The organism is Streptomyces sp. NPDC026673 (assembly GCF_040638135.1).
GTDB lineage: Bacteria > Actinomycetota > Actinomycetes > Streptomycetales > Streptomycetaceae > Actinacidiphila.
Map to the genome: position 1 here is coordinate 1 of NZ_JBEZXR010000033.1, position 19,674 is coordinate 19,674.

A 19,674-nucleotide genomic window follows, 5' to 3' on the forward strand; every position below is an offset into this window, starting at 1 on the left:
GCGCTCACCCTCGGCCTTGAGCCAGCGGGTGACGGTGCCCTCGGACACGCTCTCGCCGAGCGCCGGCAGGGTTACGGAAACCGCCATGGTTTCGGTTGCTCCTAACGATCTGTGCGGATCTGTCTGCGTGTCCGTGGGTCAGTCGTGCGAGTGCAGGGGCTTGCCGGCGAGCGCGAGGTGCGCCTCACCGAGGGCCTCGTTCTGCGTCGGGTGCGCGTGGATGAGCTGCGCGACCTCGGCCGGCAGCGCCTCCCAGTTGTAGACCAGCTGGGCCTCGCCCACCTGCTCGCCCATGCGGTCGCCGACCATGTGGACACCGACCACGGCGCCGTCGCGGACCTGGACGAGCTTGATCTCGCCCGCGGTCTTGAGGATCTTGCTCTTGCCGTTGCCGGCCAGGTTGTACTTCAGGGTGACGACCTTGTCGGCGCCGTACAGCTCCTTGGCCTTGGCCTCGGAGATGCCCACGGAGGCGACCTCCGGGTGGCAGTACGTGACGCGCGGCACGCCGTCGTAGTCGATCGGCACGGTCTTCAGGCCGGCCAGCCGCTCCGCGACGAGGATGCCCTCGGCGAAGCCGACGTGGGCCAGCTGCAGGGTCGGGACGAGGTCGCCGACCGCGGAGATGGTGGGCACGTTGGTGCGCATGTACTCGTCGACCAGGACGTAACCGCGGTCCATGGCGACCCCGGCCTCCTCGTAGCCCAGGCCCTGGGAGACCGGGCCGCGGCCGACGGCGACGAGCAGCAGCTCGGCCTCGAACTCCTTGCCGTCGGCCAGGGTGACCTTGACGCCGTCGGCGGTGTACTCGGCCTTGGAGAAGAAGGTGCCGAGGTTGAACTTGATGCCGCGCTTGCGGAAGGCGCGCTCCAGCAGCTTGGAGCTGTTCTCGTCCTCGACCGGCACCAGGTGCGGCAGACCCTCGATGATCGTGACGTCGACGCCGAAGGACTTCCACGCGGAGGCGAACTCGACGCCGATGACGCCGCCGCCCAGCACGATCGCGGACTTCGGGATGCGGTCCAGGACCAGCGCGTGGTCCGAGGAGATGATGCGGTCGCCGTCGATGTTCAGGCCCGGCAGCGACTTCGGCACGGAGCCGGTCGCCAGCAGGACGTGGCGGCCGGTGTAGCGCTGGCCGTTGACGTCCACCGAGGTGGGGGAGGAGAGCCGGCCCTCGCCGGTCACATAGGTGACCTTGCGGGAGGCCACCAGACCCTGCAGGCCCTTGTAGAGGCCCGAGATCACGTCGTCCTTGTACTTGTGGACCCCGGCGATGTCGATGCCCTCGAGAGAGGCCTTGACACCGAACTGCTCGGCCTCGCGGGCCTGGTCCGCGATCTCGCCGGCGTGCAGCAGAGCCTTCGTGGGGATGCAGCCGCGGTGCAGGCAGGTGCCGCCGAGCTTGTCCTTCTCGATCAGGGCGACGTCCAGACCGAGCTGCGCCGCGCGCAGGGCCGCGGCGTAGCCGCCGCTACCGCCACCGAGGATCACTAGGTCGAAAACGGTGCTGGCGTCGTTCGCCACGTCACGTCCTCCATGCATGGATACGCCGGAGCCGGTCCGTCGTGACCGGGCGGCGGCTTTTGTTCGGCCGCTTCTGTTAAACGGGGCCCTGTCGTGCCGAGACAACATCTTCGCACTTGTTCGGGGCGGACGAGGCACCGGGCCGGTGTCTGAGACGTACGGAACGTCCCCGGCCGGGGCTACTCGCCGGTATCCCCAGTGAAATACGGAGCGGTTGCACTCCTTGCTCGCTCTTGGCGAACGCGTACGGCCCCGGATGCCATACCCGGGGCCGTACGGAATGTGCCGAGGCTTACACCGCGGTCAGAGCAGCTCGCCCTCGCCCGCCTTCTCGGCGACGCGCACCAGGGTGCGGATGGCGGAGCCGGTGCCGCCCTTGGGGGTGTAGCCGAAGGGGCCGGACTCGTTGAAGGCCGGGCCCGCGATGTCCAGGTGGGCCCAGGTGATGCCCTCGCCCACGAACTCCTTGAGGAACAGGCCGGCCGCCAGGCCGCCGCCCATGCGCTCGCCCATGTTCGCGATGTCCGCGGTGGGGGAGTCCATGGCCTTGCGCAGGTCGGCCGGGAGCGGCATCGGCCAGGACTGCTCGCCGACCTCGGTCGCGGTCTCGTGCAGCGCGGTGCGGAAGGCGTCGTCGTTGGCCATGACACCGAAGATGCGGTTGCCGAGCGCCAGCACCATGGCGCCGGTCAGGGTCGCCACGTCGATGATCGCGTCGGGCTTCTCCTCCGAGGCGCGGGTGAGGGCGTCGGCCATCACCAGGCGGCCCTCGGCGTCGGTGTTGAGCACCTCGACGGTCTTGCCGCTGTACATCTTCAGCACGTCGCCGGGGCGGGCGGCGCTGCCGGAGGGCATGTTCTCGGCGAGGGCCAGCCAGCCGGTGACGTTGACCGGCAGGCCGAGGCGCGCGGCGGCGACCACGGTGGACAGCACGGCGGCGGCGCCGCTCATGTCGCACTTCATGGTCTCGTTGTGGCCGGCCGGCTTCAGGGAGATGCCGCCCGAGTCGTAGGTGATGCCCTTGCCGACCAGCGCCAGGTGCTTGGCGCCGCGGCCCTTGGCGCCGGCGTACGCGATCTTCACCAGGCGGGGCGGGTTCTCCGAGCCCTGGCCGACGCCCATGATGCCGCCGTAGCCGCCCTTGACCAGGGCCTTCTCGTCCAGCACCTCGATCTTGAGGCCGTGCTCCTTGGCGGCCTCCTGCGCGAGGGCGGCGAAGGACTTCGGGTTGAGGTCGTTCGGCGGCATGTTGATCAGGTCGCGCGCCCGGTTGACCTCCGTCGCGATGACGGTGGCCCGCTCCGCGGCGGCCTTGAAGGCCTTGTCCCGCGGCTTCGCGCCGACCAGCGCGACCTCGGCGAGCGGCGCCTTGCCGTTGGACGACTGGTACGCGGTGTACGCGTAGGCGCCGAGCAGGGCGCCCTCGGCGATCGCCTGCGCGGCGTCCGCGTCCTGCACCGGCAGCGCGTAGGCGGCCTTCTTCGAGCCGGCCAGCGCGCGGGCGGCGGCACCGGCGGCCCTGCGCAGCGCCTCGGTGTCGTACGCGGCACCGTCGGCCGGGGCGGCCCCGAGCCCGACCGCCAGCACGACCGGGGACTTCAGGCCGTCGGGTGCGGGAAGCTTGGTCACCTCACCCTCAGCGCCCGAGGCGCCCAGTGTCTCGAGCGTCGCGGCGAGCCGGCCGGCGAAGGCCTGGTCCACAGCCTCCGCCCCGGCGGCGACCTCGGGGCCCTTGGCGCCCTTGGTCACCCCGACGACGACGGCGTCAGCGCGCAGCGCTGCCGCGGAGGAGGTGCTGAGAGTCAGTGCAGTCACGGTGATGCGGATCCTGTTCCTTCGGGGGTCCAATGGTTGACGCCGGACTCCGTCCGGCTCCCCTCGTGTCTCGACGCCGGGTTTTCTCCACGGCGCAAGGGGTGGGGGTGCAGGACCGACCTTACGCTCACTCCTGTCGCTTGCGACCACGACCTGCGCCCATGGCGGTGAAGGCGCGGGTTTTCCCTACGGGAGCGCGTCCGGGCGGCTACCGGCCGCGGCGCCGAAGCGGCGCCGCCCGGCGGGAGTTGAGCGCCGCACGCGGTGCGGATCCGCGCCCGGCGGCGGCGCTCAGCCCAGGGTGAGGACGAGCAGCGCGGTCGTCGCCGCGGTCTCGCACAACGCGCCGAAGACGTCACCGGTGACCCCGCCCAGGCGGTCGCGGCAGCGGCGCAGCAGCAGTTCGGCGGCCGCCGTCGCCAGCAGGGCGGCCGCCCCGCAGCGCACGGCGTCGTAGGCGCCGAAGGCGGCCCCGCAGCCGGCGCACACCAGCACCGTCAGCGCGGCGAGCGCCCAGGCGGTACGGGCGGGGACGGAACCCGCCACGGCCGCGCCGAGGCCCCCGGGGCGGGCCGGGGGCACCCCGTCGCGGCAGGCCAGGGTCATCACGGCGCGGGCGGCGAGCCCGGCCACGGCGGCGGCCACCGCGCCCCGGGTCCAGGACTGGCCGTACAGCTCGGCGAACGCGGCGACCTGCGCCAGCAGGACCAGGACGAGGGTGAGCACCCCGAAGGGGCCGATATCGGACTGCTTCATGATCCGCAGCGCGTCCTCGGCGGGCTTGCCGCTGCCGAGGCCGTCGGCGGTGTCGGCCAGCCCGTCCAGGTGCAGGCCCCGCGTCAGGGCGGCGGGGACGGCGGCACTGGCGACCGCCGCCGGCAGCGGCCCCGAACCGAGGAGCAGCAGCACTCCGCCGGCCGCCGCCGCGCACAGCCCCACCACCAGGCCGACGAGCGGTGCCCACAGCATTCCGGCGCGCGCCGCCGGGCGGTCCCAGCGGCCGACCCGGACCCGCAGCACCGTCAGCGTGCCGAAGGCGAAGCGCAGTCCGTCGCCGGCCGTGGCGACGGCGGGGGGCGCGGGGGAGGGGTCGGCGGTCATGGCGTGCAGGGTAACCGCCGGTCCGGAACCGTATAGTGCCGCGTACGGTGCGAATCGGGAGCAATCGGCATGAGCGAGTGGTGGTACCGCAACATCGTCGAACCGGGAAAGCTGCCGCTGCTCCTCGCGCTGGGGGCGTTCGTGCTGACGTTCCTGATCACACGGATGATCACCCGCCTCATCCGCGCCGGAAGGGGCCCCTTCCGGAACATCTCCTCGGGCGGTACGCACATCCACCACGTGGTGCCCGGCATCATCCTCATGACGATCGGCGGCTTCGGGGGCGTCGCCAGTTCCTCGCGCGGCTTCGGCGCCTATCTGTCGGCCGTCCTGTTCGGCGCGGGAGCGGGGCTGGTGCTGGACGAGTTCGCGCTCGTGCTCTACCTCGACGACGTGTACTGGAGCGAGCGCGGCCGCAAGAGCGTCGAGGCCGTGGTCGTCACCTTCTCCGTCGTGCTGATGATGCTCTGCGGCCTGGTGCCCTTCGGCGTCAACTCGGTCAGCCCCGACGAGCAGCAGAGCCGCGTCTCGGTGATCCTGACCATCGCCGTCAACTTCCTCTTCGTCCTCGTCGCCCTCGTCAAGGGCAAGATGCGCAGCGCCGTCGTCGGTGTCTTCGTCCCCTTCGTCGCCCTGTACGCCGCCCTGCGCCTGGCCCGTCCGGGTTCCTTCTGGGCCGAGCGGCTGTACTCCCGCAGGCCCGCGGCGGCCCGCCGGGCGGAGGCCCGTGCCGCCCGGCACGACGCGCGCTGGTCCGGGCCGCTGAGGCGGCTCCAGGACTGGATCGGCGGCTTCACCGAGCACTGAGTGCGGAGGCGCGCGGAGCGCCGCGTACGGCGGCGGGAACGGCGCGGCGCTCATGCGGCACCCATGACGTCGAGATGGACGCCGCCACCCGCACGGCGCCCGGCGGACCCCGCCACCCCGACCCGGGCGGAGACACCGGGGCCGAACCGGGGCCGACACCGCGCCGTGCCCACCCCGCCGTGCGGAGACGGCCGTTACCGTCGGCCGGTCCCGGGGACCTCACCGGACCCGGGGACCTCACCGGCTCCCGGGGATGCCCGGGGGAACGGCCCGCCTCGCGACGGATCAGAACCGTTCCGGCAGCTCCGCCGACAGCGCCGCCGCCGCCTTCAGCAGCGGCAGCGCCAGCAGCGCTCCGGTGCCCTCACCCGCCGTCACCTTCTGGTCCAGCAGCGGCTCGATGGAGAGCCGGTCCAGCGCCTTGGCCTGCCCGGGCTCACCGCTGACCTGCCCGGCCAGCCACCAGTCCGGCGCCCGGAAGGCGATCCGCTGCGCGACCAGCGCACACGCCGCGGACACCACCCCGTCCAGCACCACCGGCAGCTTCCGCACCGAGGCCTGCAGCAGGAACCCGGTGATCGCCGCCACGTCCGCGCCGCCGACCGCCGCCAGCAGCTCCAGCTGGTCGCCCAGCACCGGCCGGGCGCGGCGCAACGCGTCGCGGATCGCCGCGCACTTGCGCATCCACGCGATGTCGTCGATGCCCGAACCGCGGCCGGTCACCACCGAGGCGTCCGTGCCGCACAGCGCCGCGACCAGCACCCCCGCCACCGTGGTGCCGCCCACGCTCAGATCGCCGAGCAGCACCAGGTCCGTGCCGGAGTCCGCCTCCTCGTCCGCAACAGCCATGCCGGCCCGGAACGCCGCCTCGGCCTCCTCGGCCGACAGGGCGTCCTCGACGTCGATCCGCCCGGAGCCGCGCCGTACGCGGTGCGCCGTCACATCGGCGGGCAGTTCCTCGGCCGGGACGTCCACGCCCACGTCCACCACCCGCACCGCCGCGCCGTACTGACGCGCCAGCACATTGACCGGCGAGGCCCCGTCCAGGACCCGCCGCACCAGTTCGACCGCGGTGCCCTCCGTGCGGGTCGACACCTTCAGCGCCGCCACGCCGTGGTCCGCCGCGAAGAGCACGGCCTTCGGGTGCTCGATCGGGCGTACGGTCTCCGCGCCCTGGGCCGCCGACAGCCAGTCCGCGAGCTCGGCCAGCCCGCCGAGCGCGTTCGCCGGGCGCACGAGCCGCTGCCAGCGGTCGCGCGCGTCACGGCGGACACCGGCGTCCGGACGCTCCACCAGGTTCGCGAAATCATCAAGGTTCAGGCCGCTCACGGGGTCGAACACTACCGGTCCGCGAGGTCGCGCGCCGAGGTCAGCCCCGCAGCGCCAGCGCCTGTCCCGCGATCACCAGCACCACGTGCTCGGACTCGTCGGCCAGCGCGGCGTTGAGCCGCCCCAGCTCGTCCCGGAATCGGCGACCGCTGGCCGTGGCCGGCACGACACCGGAGCCGACCTCGTTGCTGACCGCCACGACGGTGCGGCGGGTCGCGCGCCACGCGGCGGTCAGCTCCGCGACGCGGTGGCGCAGTTCGCCCTCGGCTCCCCGCGCCCACGTCTCGTCGTCCCACGCGCCGAGTTCGTCCATGGTGTGGGTCAGCCACAGGGACAGGCAGTCGATCAGGAGCGCCGGGCCGTCCGCCTCCGCCAGCAGCGGAAGCAGGTCGCAGGTCTCCACCGTCTGCCACGACCCCGGGCGCCGCTCCCGGTGCAGCGCCACCCGCTGCGCCCACTCCGGGTCCCCGTCGCGCGCCCCGCCGGTGGCGACGTACACGACGTCGGGGAAGGCCGACAGCCGCCGCTCCGCCTCCACGGACTTGCCCGAACGCGCCCCGCCCAGCACGAGTGTGCGCCGCGGCACGTCCGGCACGTCGTGGAGGTCGCCCACGGTCAGCGTCGTGCCGTCCGGCACCACCCGCGCGCCGAGCGCGGCCAGCCGCCGCCGCAGTTCGGGGCCCGGGTGCGCGCCGTGGTCCACGTGGACCGCGACGACGTCGGTGGTGCGCCCGATCGCGCCCGCCGCCCGCAGCCGCGCCAGTGCGTCCGGCCGGGCCACGGCGTCCAGCAGCACCATCCGGTACGGCTCCACGGCCTCCGGCAGCCCCGCGGGACCGCACTCCGGCGGCAGGTAGAGCAGTCGCTCCCCCTCCGGGCCGGTCACCTCGTACCCCGTACCGGGCGCGTCGACCGGCACCGCCCGCACCCGGTGCCCGGTCGGCAGCGTGACCTCCTGCCCGGACGGCACCCGGCCCGGCGCGGGCAGCCCCGCCGGGATCTCCACGGCCGGCCCGTCGTGCGGGTGCGACAGCAGCACCTGGCGAACCCCCGCAAGCGAGTGCCCGGAGCGGGCCGCGGTCAGTGCCAGCCCCGGTGTCAGGTCGATCAGCAGCACCCCGTCCACGAGCAGCGCGGTCGCCGCCCGCGCCTGGTCGCCGACCGCCGCCGCGCACGCGGCGCACGGGCAGCCGGGGAGAGGCAGGCCGTCCGGGCCTCCGGTGCCGAGGAGAGTCAGTTCCACGTGCAGATCCTCTCGCGTCCGCGCACGCTACGCTGCCGGGCAGGCACCCCCAGGGACGAGGAGACGGACATGGCGTGGACGTGGCGTTTCGAGAAGACCGACGGCACGGAGGTCACCCCCGCGGTCGAGCCCGAGGAGTTCACCACCCAGGGCGACGCCGAGTCCTGGATCGGCGAGGTCTGGAAGGACCTGCTCCAGGGCGGTGCCGACCAGGTGGTGCTGTTCGAGGACACCACGAAGATCTACGGTCCGATGAGCCTGCACGCCGACGAGTAGTCCCGCGGCCGGGGGCTCCGGCCGCCGCGGCACACAGAGGGCGGGGCCGGCGGGACCTCCCGCCGGCCCCGCCCTCGTGCTGTACGGGCCCGGCCGCTACCGGAGCTGCCCGAGCGTCACCTTGACGGTCTTCTCGCCGCTGCCACGCTGGACGGTGACGTCCACGGTGTCGCCGGGGGCGTGCTCCACCAGCGCCTCGGAGAGCGACTGGAGGGTCGTGATGTCGTCGTTCCCGACGCGGGTGATCACGTCCCCCGGCCGGATGCCGGCCTTCTCCGCGGCCCCGCCCTTGGTGACCTCGACGACGCCCACCCCGGCGGGCTGGAAGTCCTCGTCGAGGACGGTCCGCCCGGCGATGCCCAGCGCCGCGCGGCCGGAGTCCACGACCTTGCCGTACTTGATGATCTGGTCGGCGATGCGGGTGACGGTCGCCGAAGGGATGGCGAAGCCGATGCCCGGGGCCGAGGAGTCCCCCATGGAGGGGTTGACCGCGGCGAGGGTCGGGATGCCGATGACCTGCCCCGAGAGGTTCACCAGCGCGCCGCCGCTGTTGCCCGGGTTGATCGGCGCCGAGGTCTGCACCAGGTCGGCGAGGGTGGCCCCGGTGCCGCCGTCGGACGGGGCCTCGCTGACCGTGCGGCCCACGGCCGAGACGATGCCCTGTGTGACGCTGCTGTTCAGGCCGAGCGGGCTGCCCATGGCGAGGACGATCTGGCCGACCTGGACGTCGCGCGAGGGGCCGAAGCTCGCCGCGCGCAACCCGCTCGGCGGGTCCTCGAGTTCGATGACCGCGAGGTCCTGCTCGGGATAGGCGGCGACGAGCCGGCCCTTGTGCGGGGTGTCGCTGTTGGCGAGGGTGATCTCGAAGGTGTCGGCGCTGCCGACGACATGGGCGTTGGTGACGATGTGGCCCTTGGCGTCGTAGACGATGCCGGAGCCGAGTCCCTCGGGCGTGTTGATCTGGACGACGGACGGCAGCACCGCCTTGACCACCCGCTGGTAGGAGCGTTCCAGATCGCGGGCCCCGGCCGCCTCGGAGGCGGCGATGGGCGCGGGCGCCGAGGACGCCGCGGTGGGGGCCGGGGAGTCCCCGGTGCATCCGGCGGTCACGCCCCCGGCGCACGCGACGGCCAGCAGCAGGGCCGCCGTCCGGAGCGCCGTCTGCGGCCGCCATCGGTTCGGCTTCGTATCGCGCATGACCGAAGTGTCGCTTTCGCGGCGCCTCGTGCCCGGTATCCCGCCCCGGTCAGCTCCGGACGCCGCACAGATGCAGCAGTGCCGCGACCGCCCGGTAGGGGTCGGTGCGCCCGGCCAGTTCCTCGGCGGCCAGCAGCTCCTCGGACACCTCCACGGCGTCGTCCGGCGCCGTGTCGGTGAAGACCCGCACCCCGTACCAGGCGTGCAGCGGCGCGCCGATCGCGCTGAGCGTCGTCGTCAGGTCCGCGCGCCGGTCGGCGCGGGCGGGCAGCCCCAGCCGGTTGGTGTACGTGCCGCCGGCGAACCCGGCCAGCGCGCCGGCCCAGTCGCCCTGCAGCGCGGGCCGCATGGCCAGGGCGTCGGCGTTGCGGACCAGCAGCGACAGCAGCCCGCCGGGGGCCAGTACCCGGGCGAGCCCCGCGACCATCGCGTCCGGCTCCGGGACGTACATCAGCACGCCGTGGCAGAGCACCACGTCGAAGCTGCCGGGGCCGAAGTGGCGGCCGGTCTCGCGGCCGTCACCCTCGACGAGGGTGACCCGCTCGCGTATGCCCTCCGGCTCGGCGGCCAGCGCCTCGCGCAGCACCTCCGCCATGCCGGGGTCGGCCTCCAGGCCGGTCACCAGGTGCCCGGCGCGCGCGAGCCGCAGTGCCTGGGTGCCCTGTCCGGGACCGACGTCGAGGATCCTCAGCCGGCGTCCCACCGGGAACCGGGCGGTGATCTGCTCGTCGAGCTGGCGCGCGACCAGCTCCTGGCGCACGGTGTTCCGGAGCCCGCCCAGCCGGTCCAGCCACGGCCCGGCCGCGCCGGCGAACCCGGCGTCCCCGCTCAGAGCTTGGTGCCGCGCTTGACCTGCGGCTTCGGCAGGCGCAGTCGGCGCATCTGGAGGGTCCGCATGAGGGCGTACGCGACCGCGCCCTTGGTGGGCTTGTCCGGGAAGCGCTTGGCCAGCTCACGGCGGAGCAGGAAACCGGTGATGGCCGAGTCCACGACGATCAGCACGATGACCACGAGCCACAGCAGCAGCGAGAGGTTCTGCAGCCCGGGGTTGCGGAGCATGCTGAGCACGAGGATGACCACGGCGAGCGGCAGGAAGAACTCGGCCACGCGGAAGCGCGAGTCCACGTAGTCACGCGCGAACTTGCGCACCGGGCCCTTGTCACGGGCGGGCAGATAGCGCTCGTCGCCGTTCATCAGCGCTTCGCGCTGCTTGGCGAGATCGGTCCGCCGGGCCTCGCGGGCCTGCTTGGTGGCGGCCTTGCGGTCGGTGGGCGTGGTCACCGCCTTGCGGCGCTGCGTCTGGGCATCGCTGCGCTTGGGGGTGGGGCGGCCCTTGGGAGCCTGCGGGTCGCGGGGCTGCCGGTCCTCCACCACGGTGGCGGATGCGGCCTGCTCGGTTTGGGAACGACGTCGGAACACGACTCCAAGGTTACGTGCTCGCCGACGCGACCCCCAGCCCCTCACCTACTCCCTGGGCCTGAGGTCATCGAACTGTGATCGTTCCTAAGGATGAGCGCATCCACAACAGAACAGTGGGGTAATGGAACCAGGCCCCGTACTGTGGGGTCTGTAGAGGTGTGCTGGCGAGCTGAATGAAGGGGGCGCGCGAGGCCCATGAGCGGTGTCATGAAGCGGATGGGGATGATCTTCCGCGCGAAGGCCAACAAGGCCCTTGACCGGGCCGAGGATCCGCGCGAGACGCTCGACTACTCGTACCAGAAACAGCTGGAGCTGCTGCAGAAGGTGCGGCGCGGTGTCGCCGACGTCGCCACGTCGCGCAAGCGCCTGGAGCTGCAGCTGAACCAGTTGCAGCAGCAGTCCGCGAAGTACGAGGACCAGGGCCGCAAGGCGCTCGCCCTGGGCCGGGAGGACCTGGCCCGCGAGGCGCTGTCGCGCCGGGCCGCCCTCCAGCAGCAGGTCACCGACCTGGAGACGCAGCACCAGACGCTGCAGGGCGAGGAGGAGAAGCTCACCCTCGCCGCCCAGCGGCTGCAGGCCAAGGTGGACGCCTTCCGCACCAAGAAGGAGACCATCAAGGCCACCTACAGCGCGGCCAAGGCCCAGACCCAGATCGGCGAGGCCTTCTCCGGCATCTCCGAGGAGATGGGCGACGTCGGCCTGGCGATCCAGCGCGCCGAGGACAAGACCGAGCAGCTGCGGGCCCGGGCCGGCGCCCTGGACGAGCTGCTGGCCTCCGGTGCCCTCGACGACCCGACCGGCATCGCCAAGGACGACATCCAGGCCGAGCTCGACCGCCTCTCCGGCGGCAGCGACGTCGAGCTGGAGCTGCAGCGCATGAAGGCCGAGCTGGCCGGCGGCTCTCCGCAGCAGGCCATCGAAGGCGGCCAGCAGGGCCAGACCCAGTCGCAGACCCAGGACCAGCCCCGGTTCGACAAGCAGTGAGTCACCCCTGAGGAGGGCGTCGTGATCGTACGGATCATGGGCGAGGGCCAGGTGACGGTGGACGAGAGCCACCTCGCCGAACTCGACAAGCTCGACGACGAGCTCCTGGCGGAGATGGAGAGCGGTGACGGGGCCGGTTTCCGGCGGACGCTCACCGCGCTCCTCGACGCCGTCCGCGGCCTGGGCACACCTCTGCCGGACGACTCCCTGGAACCGTCCGAGCTGATCCTGCCGGCCCCGGACGCCACCTTGGAGGAGGTCCGGGCGCTCCTCGGCGACGGAGGACTCATCCCCGGCTGACACCTCTCCCACCAGCGCACCCGTACGCGCCCCGGCCCGGTTCCGCACCGGACCGGGGCACGTCCGTCTTGCGGGGCCCCGTACCGTTGATGAGCGTGCAGCATCGATCCATGAGGGACCGGGCCCGGTTGTGGCCACAGGCCCACCCCATCGCCCTCGACGCGGGCCTGGCGCTCGCCGTGCTCGCGGTGATCATCGGCAACATGTTCATCGGGCCGCACGCGGAGCGGTACGACGCCTCCGTCCCCGACACCCTGCTGGCCGTCCTCGCCTCGGCCGCGCTGCTGCTGCGCCGGCGCAGCCCGCTGGGCGTCCTCGCCTTCACCGGCGCGGTCACCGTCGTCTACCTCCTCACCGCGACCGGGGAGGGCCGCGCCCCGGTCGCCGCCACCGTGGTGGTCGCCCTCTTCTCCGCCTCCACGCGCACCGACCGGGCCACGACCTTCCGGCTGGGTCTGGCCACCTGCCTCCTGCTGCCCGCGATCGCCATGCTCTTCGGGTCCCGGCCCTGGTACTCCGCCGAGAACATCGCCCTGTTCGCCTGGACCGGCATGGCCGCCGCGGCGGGCGAGGCCACCCGCAACCGCCGGGCGTATGTCGCCGCCGTCGAGGAGCGTGCCGAACGGGCCGAACGCACCCGGGAGGAGGAGGCCAAGCGCCGCGTCGCGGAGGAGCGGATGCGGATCGCCCGGGAACTGCACGACGTGGTCGCCCACCACATCGCCCTGGTCAACGTGCAGGCCGGCGTCGCCGCCCACGTCATGGACAACCGCCCCGACCAGGCGAAACAGGCCCTCGCCCACGTCCGGGAGGCCAGCCGTTCCGCGCTGGACGAGCTGCGTGCCACCGTCGGCCTGCTGAGGCAGTCCGGCGACCCCGCGGCCCCCATGGAGCCGGCGCCCGGTCTGGGCGTGCTGGACCAGCTCGTAGACGGCTTCCGGCGCGCCGGGCTGCCGGTCGAGGTGGTCGAGGAGGACCCGGGCACGCTCCCGGCGAGCGTCGACCTCACCGCGTACCGGGTCATCCAGGAGTCCCTGACCAACGTCCACAAGCACGCGGGCCCGGGCGCGCGGGCGGAGATCCGCATCGCGCGCGGCGCCGACGCGCTCGAGGTCACCGTGGTCGACCGCGGCGGCAGCCCGCAGGCCCCGGCCCCGGCCGGTGGCGGTCACGGCCTGATCGGCATGCGCGAGCGGGCCGCCGCCCTCGGCGGCACCTGCGAGGCCGGTCCCCGCACGCAGGGCGGCTTCCGCGTCCACGCGCGCCTGCCGCTGGCGGTACCGGCCGGGCCCTGACCGCCGGCCGTCCGGCGGAGGATGGGAAAATACCCGCATGATCAGGGTGCTGCTCGCGGACGACCAGGCGCTGCTGCGGGGTGCGTTCCGCGTGCTCGTGGAGTCCGAGCCGGACATGGAGGTCGTCGGGGAGGCCTCGGACGGCGCCGAGGCGGTCGCGCTGGCCCGCAGCGCCCGGGCGGACGTCGTCCTCATGGACATCCGCATGCCCGGCACGGACGGCCTCGCCGCCACCCGCGAGATCACCGCCGCCGAGGACCTGTCCGGGGTGTCCGTCCTCGTGCTGACCACGTTCGAGGCCGACGAGTACGTCGCGCAGGCCATCCGCGCCGGGGCGGCCGGCTTCCTCGGCAAGGGCGCGGAGCCGGACGAGCTGCTGGCCGCGATCCGCACCGTCGCCGCGGGGGACGCCCTGCTGTCCCCGTCGGCGACGAAGAGCCTGATCGCCCAGTTCCTGGCGCAGAGCGGCGGCCGGCGCCCGCTGCCCGAGGAGGGCGGATCCGCGGGCCCCGACCTGGACGCGCTGACGGCGCGCGAGCGCGAGGTGCTGGTCGAGGTGGCGCTGGGGCTGCCCAACGACGAGATCGCCGAGCGCCTCGGGGTCAGCCCGCTGACCGTCAAGACGCATGTGAACCGCACCATGGCCAAGCTGGGCGCCCGCGACCGCGCGCAGCTGGTCGTCGCCGCGTACGAGTCGGGCCTGGTACGCCCCGCGGCGCACTGAGTACCACCGGCGCGTACCGCGTCCGCAGTACGCCCCCGCGAGCAATCACGACCTCGGGCTGAGGAAACCACCCTCCGCGACAGGAGAAAGTGGCGTGGGCTGACAAAAGTCCGCAACCCGAGAGCATCCACGCACTCTGAGCACAGAGAAGAGACCGCACCACGATGTCCTGGCTGTCCCGATTCAGCCTCGCCCAGCGCAGTCTGGTGGCGCTGATGGCGGTGGTCGCCATCGGCTTCGGCGCCATCGCGATACCGTCCCTCAAGCAGCAGCTGTTCCCCTCCATCGACCTGCCCATGGTGTCGGTGATCACGACCTACCCGGGCGCGTCCCCCGACGTCGTCGAGAAGCAGGTCGTCGAGCCGATCGAGAACGGCGTCAAGGGCGTCGACGGCATCACCGGCGTCACGTCCACGGCCAGCGAGGGCGCTGCCGTGATCATGGCCCAGTTCGACTACGGCAACGACAGCGACAAGCTGGTGGCCAACGTCCAGCAGGCCGTGAACCGGGTCTCCTCGCGACTGCCGGAGGACGCCGACCCGCAGGTCATCGCCGGCTCGACGGACGACATCCCGACCGTCGTCCTCGCCGCCTCCTCCACCGGCATGGACCAGCAGGCCCTCGCCGACGCGCTGGACCGCTCGGTCGTCCCGGCGCTGCAGGACATCGACGGCGTCGGCCAGGTGACCGTCACCGGCGTCCAGGACCGGATCGTCACCGTCACCCCCGACGACAAGAAGCTCGCCGCCCGCAAGCTCGGCGCCGCCGCCCTCGTGCAGGCGCTGCAGGCCGGCGGCCACGCCGTCCCGGCCGGCTCCTTCGAAGACGGCGGCCAGAGCCGCACCGTCCAGGTCGGCGGCGAGTACGCGTCGGTGCGCGAGATCGAGGACCTGCGGATCCCCGCGGGCGCGGGGCCCGTGCGCCTCGGTGACGTCGCCACCGTCGCGGAGCGCCCGGACGCCGCCGCGTCGATCACCCGGACGAACGGTGAGCCCAGCCTCGGCGTCGCCGTCACCATGGACCAGGACGGCAGCGCCGTCGCGATCTCCTCGGCCGTCAAGGACAAGCTGGCCGACCTCGAGCGCGACCTCGGCAAGGGCGCCAAGCTCACCGTCGTCAGCGACCAGGGTCCCGCGGTCTCCAAGTCCATCCACGGCCTGACCACCGAGGGCCTGCTCGGTCTGCTCTTCGCGGTCGTGATCATCCTGGTCTTCCTCAGGTCGCTGCGCTCGACCCTGGTGACCGCGGTCTCCATCCCGCTCTCCGTCGTGCTGACGCTGATCGTGCTGTGGACCCGCGACCTGTCGCTCAACGTGCTCACCCTGGGCGCGCTGACCATCGCCATCGGCCGTGTCGTCGACGACTCGATCGTGGTGCTGGAGAACATCAAGCGGCACCTCGCCTATGGCGAGGAGAAGCAGCCCGCGATCATCGCCGCGGTGCGCGAGGTGGCCGGCGCGGTCACGGCCTCCACCCTCACCACGGTCGCCGTCTTCGTGCCGATCGGCCTGGTCGGCGGCATGGTGGGTGCCCTGTTCGGCTCGTTCTCGCTGACCGTCGCCGCGGCGCTGCTGGCCTCGCTGCTGGTGTCGCTGACGGTCGTCCCGGTGCTGTCGTACTGGTTCCTCAAGCCCCCGGCCGACGCGGGCAGGGTCGCCCCGGAGGAGATCCGGCGCCGGGCCGAGGAGGAGGAGTCCCGTGGTGCCCTGCAGCGGCTGTACGTGCCGGTGCTGCGCTTCGCCACCCGCCGCCGGCTGACCAGCGTCCTCATCGCCTTCGCGGTCCTGCTGGTCACCGTCGGACTCGCCCCGCTGCTGAAGACGAACTTCTTCGAGCCCGGCGCCCAGGACACCCTGACCGTCAAGCAGGAACTCCCGCCGGGCACCGGCCTGTCCGCCTCCGACGAGGCGGCCCGCAAGGTCGAGAAGCTGCTCGAGGGCATCGACCGGGTCGAGGACTACCAGGTCACGGTCGGCTCCTCCGGTTTCCTGGCGGCCTTCGGCGGCGGCACCGGCGCCAACCAGGCCAGCTTCCAGGTGAAGCTGAAGAGCGCCGACGACAGCGCCGACGTCCTGGACGAGATCCGGACGGGCCTGAAGAAGCTCGACGGCGTCGGCACGACCTCGGTCTCCGCCGGCGACGGTTTCGGCAACCAGGACCTGTCGGTCGTGGTCAAGGCGGCGGACGCCGGCACCCTGGCCAAGGCCAGTGCCAAGGTGCGTGACGCCGTGGCCGGCCTGGACGACGTCACCGACGTCACCAGCGACCTCGCGCAGAGCGTGCCCAGGATCGAGGTCCACGCCAAGCAGGCCGAGGCCGCCAAGTACGGACTGAACGACGCCACCATCGGTGCCGCCGTCACCCAGGCCGTGCGGGGTACGACCGTCGGCAGCGCCGTGCTGGACGACACCGAGCGCGATGTGCGCGTGGTCTCCGGGCAGAAGGCCGGTACGGTCGCCGAGCTCAAGGCCCTCACCATCCCGACCCCCGCCGGTCCGGTGAAGCTCGGCAAGGTCGCCGAGGTCGTCGAGGCCCCCGGCCCGGTGCAGAAGACCCGGATCGACGGTGCTCGCGCCGCGACGATCACGGCGAAGCCGACCGGTGACAACACCGGTGCGGTGAGCAATGCCCTGACGGCGAAGATCGACAAGCTCGATCTCCCCAAGGGCGCCACGGTCGAGATCGGCGGTGTCTCCTCGGACCAGGACGAGGCCAACGCGGGGCTCCTGCTCGCCATGCTCGCGGCGATCGCCATCGTCTTCATGCTGCTGGTCGGCACCTTCCGCAGCCTGATCCAGCCGCTGGTGCTGCTGGTGTCCATCCCGTTCGCCGCCACCGGCGCGATCGGCCTGCTGCTGGTCACCGGCACCCCGATGGGCGTCCCGGCGCTGATCGGCATGCTGATGCTCATCGGCATCGTGGTGACCAACGCGATCGTGCTGATGGACCTCGTCAACCAGTACCGCGCCCAGGGGTACGGCGTCGTGGAGGCCGTCATCGAGGGCGGCCGGCACCGTCTGCGGCCGATCCTGATGACCGCGCTGGCGACCGTCTTCGCCCTGCTCCCGATGGCCCTCGGGGTCACCGGCGAGGGCGGCTTCATCGCCCAGCCGCTGGCCATCGTCGTCATCGGTGGTCTGCTCACCTCGACGCTGCTGACCCTGCTCCTGGTCCCGACCCTCTACACGGCGGTCGAGATCCGCAAGGAGCGCCGTGCCAAGCGCAAGGCGCTCAAGCGGGCGGCCCAGGACGGCGGCCCGGGCGGCGGGGAGACGCGGAAGGAGCCGGAGCTGGCCGGGGTCTGAGACCCGTCCGGCGTCCAACCGGCCGCAGGGCCCGGGGTGTTCGTGAACACCCCGGGCCCTGCCCCGTCTACAGGAAGAACCCCGAGGGGATGTACGGCTCCGGCGGCCGCATCCCGCGCAGGCAGACCCAGCCGGACGTGCCGAGCTCCAGCCCGGCCGCCAACCCGACGTCCACCGCCCACTGCTGTTCCGCCGTCAGATTGGGGACCCGCGCCGTGGTGCCCTCGGGCAGGCTGAGCAGCGCGGCGGTGAGCAGCCGGGTCGCCAGCCGGCGCGACGTGGCGGCCAGCAGCCGTACGTGGCCTTCCTGGTCGACATAGCAGTAGCCGCTTCCGGCGAGGTCGTCGACGACCAGCAGGCCGCTCTCGGTGAGCAGTTGGTCGTGGTCGGGGCCGTGCGCGCCGCCGCGGGTGCGCCGGTCGACGGAGTCCATCAGATCGCGGTGCTTGGCCGAGCCCTCGTGCACCGCCCCGTCCGGTGCCGGCAGGTCGGCCTTGCGGACGACGCCCACCAGCCGCATCGCCGGGTGCAGCGCGAAGCCCGCCCGGCGGTAGGTCGCGGCGGCCCGCGGGTCGGGGGTACTGCAGATGATGCCGCGCAGGCAGCCCCGGCCGTAGGCCAGCGCGGCGGCGAGCAGTTCGCGTCCGACGCCCTGCCCCTGCGCGGAGGGCAGCACGGCGAACAGGGAGAGCCCCCATGTCCCCTCCCGCCGTGTCGACATGGCGACTCCGAGCGGCATGCCGGAGCTCTCGTCCACGGCCAGCCAGCAGCCACCGGGATCGCTGCGCGCCAGATGGCGGTTGCGCCGCCGCAGCAGCGCGGCCCGCTCGGGCGGCATCTCCTCCGGCGGGCCGCCGCCGCGCAGGGCGCGTGAGGCGTCGAACGCGGCGGCGGCCACCACCGAGATCGCCGAGGCGTCCTCGTCGGTGTCGCGCAAGGGGCGCAGGATCATGCGCCCATCCTGCCCCTACGGCAGGGCGAGCATCCGCTCGAGCGCCAGCTTCGCGAAGTGCTCGGTCTCCTCGTCGACCCGGATGCGGTTGACGACCTTGCCGTCCGCCAGCGACTCCAGCGTCCACACCAGGTGCGGCAGGTCGATCCGGTTCATGGTCGAGCAGAAGCAGACGGTCTTGTCGAGGAAGACGATCTGCTTGTCCGGGTGCGCCTTGGCCAGCCGGCGCACCAGGTTGAGCTCGGTGCCGATCGCCCACGCCGAACCGGCCGGGGCGGCCTCCAGGGCCTTGATGATGTACTCGGTCGAGCCGACGTGGTCGGCCGCGGCGACGACCTCGTGCTTGCACTCGGGGTGCACGAGCACGTTGACCCCGGGGATGCGGGCGCGCACGTCCTCCACCGAGTCCAGCGAGAAGCGGCCGTGCACCGAGCAGTGCCCGCGCCACAGGATCATCTTGGCGTCGCGCAACTGCTCCGCCGTGACCCCGCCGTTCGGCTTGTGCGGGTTGTAGACGACGCAGTCCTCCAGCGAGAAGCCCATCTCGCGGACCGCGGTGTTGCGGCCGAGGTGCTGGTCGGGGAGGAACAGCACCTTCTCGCCCTGCTGGAACGCCCACTCCAGGGCCCGCTTGGCGTTGCTGGAGGTGCAGATGGTGCCGCCGTGCCGGCCGGTGAAGGCCTTGATGTCGGCGGAGGAGTTCATGTAGGAGACGGGCACGGTGATGTCGGCGACGCCGGCCTCGGCGAGCACGTCCCAGCACTCGGCCACCTGCTCCGCGGTGGCCATGTCGGCCATGGAGCAGCCGGCCGCCAGGTCGGGGAGGATCACCGCCTGGTCCTCGGAGGTCAGGATGTCCGCGGACTCGGCCATGAAGTGCACACCGCAGAAGACGATGTACTCGGCCTCGGGGCGGCCGGCGGCGTCGCGCGCCAGCTTGAAGGAGTCGCCGGTCACGTCGGCGAACTGGATGACCTCGTCCCGCTGGTAGTGGTGCCCCAGGACGAAGACCCTGTCGCCGAGCTTCGCCTTCGCGGCCCGGGCGCGTTCCACCAGATCAGGGTCCGAGGGCGCGGGCAGGTCGCCGGGACAGTCGACGCCGCGCTCGCTGCGCGGGTCGGACTCGCGGCCCAGGAGGAGCAGGGCGAGCGGGGTCGGCTGGACGTCCAGCGGTTCGGTTGTGGTGGTCACGGGCCCGGAGCCCTTTCTCTGCGGAACTGCGGCTCAAACCTTTTCGTCTATTTGACGCTATCTATCATAACCCTTTCGCGTCAGAATGACGATGGCCCTCGTGTCAATGTGACGCATTACCCGTAGCGGGTTCGGTGTGCGAGCATGGATGGCGCGAATACGCATCGGACCCGGAGGAATGAATCCGGGGAGCCACCGGTTGAGCGTCG

Annotated in this window: 17 protein-coding genes and 1 pseudogene; 7 read left to right on the forward strand and 11 right to left on the reverse strand. The window is 72.7% G+C overall.

What is annotated here, in order from left to right:
- From AB0F62_RS22310 to AB0F62_RS22325, 4 genes and pseudogenes are all read right to left on the reverse strand, one after another.
- A pseudogene (locus tag AB0F62_RS22310) lies at positions 1 to 87 on the reverse strand (acyltransferase); the annotation flags it as partial.
- Between the two features lie 51 nt (positions 88 to 138).
- Positions 139 to 1,527 carry a dihydrolipoyl dehydrogenase gene (gene lpdA / locus AB0F62_RS22315; protein WP_361801641.1) on the reverse strand — a complete coding sequence of 463 codons (1,389 nt, stop codon included), beginning with the start codon at positions 1,525 to 1,527 and terminating at the stop codon, positions 139 to 141.
- A gap of 303 nt (positions 1,528 to 1,830) precedes the next feature.
- Positions 1,831 to 3,342 (reverse strand): leucyl aminopeptidase, encoded by a 1,512-nt coding sequence (locus tag AB0F62_RS22320; RefSeq protein ID WP_361801644.1) that lies wholly within the window; start codon positions 3,340 to 3,342, stop codon positions 1,831 to 1,833.
- 291 nt (positions 3,343 to 3,633) lie between these two features.
- Complete coding sequence (locus AB0F62_RS22325; protein WP_361801647.1) at positions 3,634 to 4,443, reverse strand: adenosylcobinamide-GDP ribazoletransferase; 810 nt, start codon at positions 4,441 to 4,443, stop codon at positions 3,634 to 3,636.
- 69 nt (positions 4,444 to 4,512) lie between these two features.
- Here AB0F62_RS22325 and AB0F62_RS22330 point away from each other — a divergent pair, with 69 nt between their 5' ends.
- A complete protein-coding gene (locus AB0F62_RS22330; protein WP_361801650.1) occupies positions 4,513 to 5,250 on the forward strand; it encodes a hypothetical protein in 738 nt (245 codons plus the stop codon).
- Positions 5,251 to 5,535: 285 nt separating this feature from the next.
- Here AB0F62_RS22330 and cobT read toward each other — a convergent pair whose 3' ends face one another.
- Positions 5,536 to 6,579: a nicotinate-nucleotide--dimethylbenzimidazole phosphoribosyltransferase gene (gene cobT / locus AB0F62_RS22335; RefSeq protein WP_361801653.1), complete on the reverse strand. Its 1,044-nt coding sequence runs from the start codon at positions 6,577 to 6,579 to the stop codon at positions 5,536 to 5,538.
- 40 nt (positions 6,580 to 6,619) lie between these two features.
- Complete coding sequence (locus AB0F62_RS22340) at positions 6,620 to 7,822, reverse strand: bifunctional adenosylcobinamide kinase/adenosylcobinamide-phosphate guanylyltransferase (RefSeq protein WP_361801656.1); 1,203 nt, start codon at positions 7,820 to 7,822, stop codon at positions 6,620 to 6,622.
- A 69-nt stretch (positions 7,823 to 7,891) separates the two neighbouring features.
- Between AB0F62_RS22340 and AB0F62_RS22345 the strand changes: the two genes are divergently transcribed.
- Positions 7,892 to 8,098 carry a hypothetical protein gene (locus AB0F62_RS22345; protein WP_361801659.1) on the forward strand — a complete coding sequence of 69 codons (207 nt, stop codon included), beginning with the start codon at positions 7,892 to 7,894 and terminating at the stop codon, positions 8,096 to 8,098.
- 96 nt (positions 8,099 to 8,194) lie between these two features.
- Here the strand turns inward: AB0F62_RS22345 and AB0F62_RS22350 are convergent, their stop codons facing one another.
- The 3 genes from AB0F62_RS22350 to AB0F62_RS22360 are packed head-to-tail and all read right to left on the reverse strand — an operon-like array spanning position 8,195 to position 10,759.
- Entirely contained in the window at positions 8,195 to 9,295 is a 1,101-nt protein-coding gene (locus AB0F62_RS22350) for a trypsin-like peptidase domain-containing protein (protein WP_361801661.1), read from the reverse strand.
- A gap of 49 nt (positions 9,296 to 9,344) precedes the next feature.
- Positions 9,345 to 10,076: a class I SAM-dependent methyltransferase gene (locus tag AB0F62_RS22355; RefSeq protein WP_361801893.1), complete on the reverse strand. Its 732-nt coding sequence runs from the start codon at positions 10,074 to 10,076 to the stop codon at positions 9,345 to 9,347.
- 47 nt (positions 10,077 to 10,123) lie between these two features.
- Positions 10,124 to 10,759, reverse strand: coding sequence for a DUF3043 domain-containing protein (locus AB0F62_RS22360; RefSeq protein ID WP_361801664.1), 636 nt, complete (start codon positions 10,757 to 10,759; stop codon positions 10,124 to 10,126).
- 150 nt (positions 10,760 to 10,909) lie between these two features.
- On the opposite strand from AB0F62_RS22360, the gene AB0F62_RS22365 reads away from it, so the two are divergent.
- The 5 genes from AB0F62_RS22365 (at position 10,910) to AB0F62_RS22385 (ending at position 17,322) form a co-directional block, all read left to right on the forward strand.
- Positions 10,910 to 11,698 (forward strand): PspA/IM30 family protein, encoded by a 789-nt coding sequence (locus tag AB0F62_RS22365; RefSeq protein WP_361801667.1) that lies wholly within the window; start codon positions 10,910 to 10,912, stop codon positions 11,696 to 11,698.
- A gap of 21 nt (positions 11,699 to 11,719) precedes the next feature.
- Entirely contained in the window at positions 11,720 to 11,998 is a 279-nt protein-coding gene (locus AB0F62_RS22370; protein WP_361801670.1) for a hypothetical protein, read from the forward strand.
- Between the two features lie 110 nt (positions 11,999 to 12,108).
- Positions 12,109 to 13,293, forward strand: coding sequence for a sensor histidine kinase (locus AB0F62_RS22375; RefSeq protein WP_361801673.1), 1,185 nt, complete (start codon positions 12,109 to 12,111; stop codon positions 13,291 to 13,293).
- A gap of 37 nt (positions 13,294 to 13,330) precedes the next feature.
- Positions 13,331 to 14,017, forward strand: coding sequence for a response regulator transcription factor (locus AB0F62_RS22380; RefSeq protein ID WP_361801676.1), 687 nt, complete (start codon positions 13,331 to 13,333; stop codon positions 14,015 to 14,017).
- A 164-nt stretch (positions 14,018 to 14,181) separates the two neighbouring features.
- The gene (locus AB0F62_RS22385; RefSeq protein ID WP_361801679.1) at positions 14,182 to 17,322 is read left to right on the forward strand and encodes an efflux RND transporter permease subunit; all 3,141 of its coding nucleotides are present in this window, start codon (positions 14,182 to 14,184) and stop codon (positions 17,320 to 17,322) included.
- 67 nt (positions 17,323 to 17,389) lie between these two features.
- On the opposite strand, the gene AB0F62_RS22390 is transcribed toward AB0F62_RS22385, so the two are convergent.
- Together AB0F62_RS22390 and nadA are read right to left on the reverse strand one after the other, a co-directional pair.
- The gene (locus tag AB0F62_RS22390) at positions 17,390 to 18,274 is read right to left on the reverse strand and encodes a GNAT family N-acetyltransferase (RefSeq protein ID WP_361801682.1); all 885 of its coding nucleotides are present in this window, start codon (positions 18,272 to 18,274) and stop codon (positions 17,390 to 17,392) included.
- Positions 18,275 to 18,289: 15 nt separating this feature from the next.
- Positions 18,290 to 19,465, reverse strand: a complete 1,176-nt coding sequence (gene nadA / locus AB0F62_RS22395) for a quinolinate synthase NadA (RefSeq protein ID WP_361801685.1) — start codon at positions 19,463 to 19,465, stop codon at positions 18,290 to 18,292.
- Positions 19,466 to 19,674 lie beyond the last annotated feature (209 nt).

Coding starts and splice junctions, on each gene's coding strand:
- AB0F62_RS22325 (WP_361801647.1), bottom strand. CDS start 4,443: ATGACCGCCGACCCCTCCCCCGCGCCCCCCGCCGTCGCCACGGCCGGC.
- AB0F62_RS22330 (WP_361801650.1), top strand. CDS start 4,513: ATGAGCGAGTGGTGGTACCGCAACATCGTCGAACCGGGAAAGCTGCCG.
- AB0F62_RS22345 (WP_361801659.1), top strand. CDS start 7,892: ATGGCGTGGACGTGGCGTTTCGAGAAGACCGACGGCACGGAGGTCACC.
- AB0F62_RS22350 (WP_361801661.1), bottom strand. CDS start 9,295: ATGCGCGATACGAAGCCGAACCGATGGCGGCCGCAGACGGCGCTCCGG.
- AB0F62_RS22365 (WP_361801667.1), top strand. CDS start 10,910: ATGAGCGGTGTCATGAAGCGGATGGGGATGATCTTCCGCGCGAAGGCC.
- AB0F62_RS22375 (WP_361801673.1), top strand. CDS start 12,109: ATGAGGGACCGGGCCCGGTTGTGGCCACAGGCCCACCCCATCGCCCTC.
- AB0F62_RS22380 (WP_361801676.1), top strand. CDS start 13,331: ATGATCAGGGTGCTGCTCGCGGACGACCAGGCGCTGCTGCGGGGTGCG.
- AB0F62_RS22385 (WP_361801679.1), top strand. CDS start 14,182: ATGTCCTGGCTGTCCCGATTCAGCCTCGCCCAGCGCAGTCTGGTGGCG.
- AB0F62_RS22390 (WP_361801682.1), bottom strand. CDS start 18,274: ATGATCCTGCGCCCCTTGCGCGACACCGACGAGGACGCCTCGGCGATC.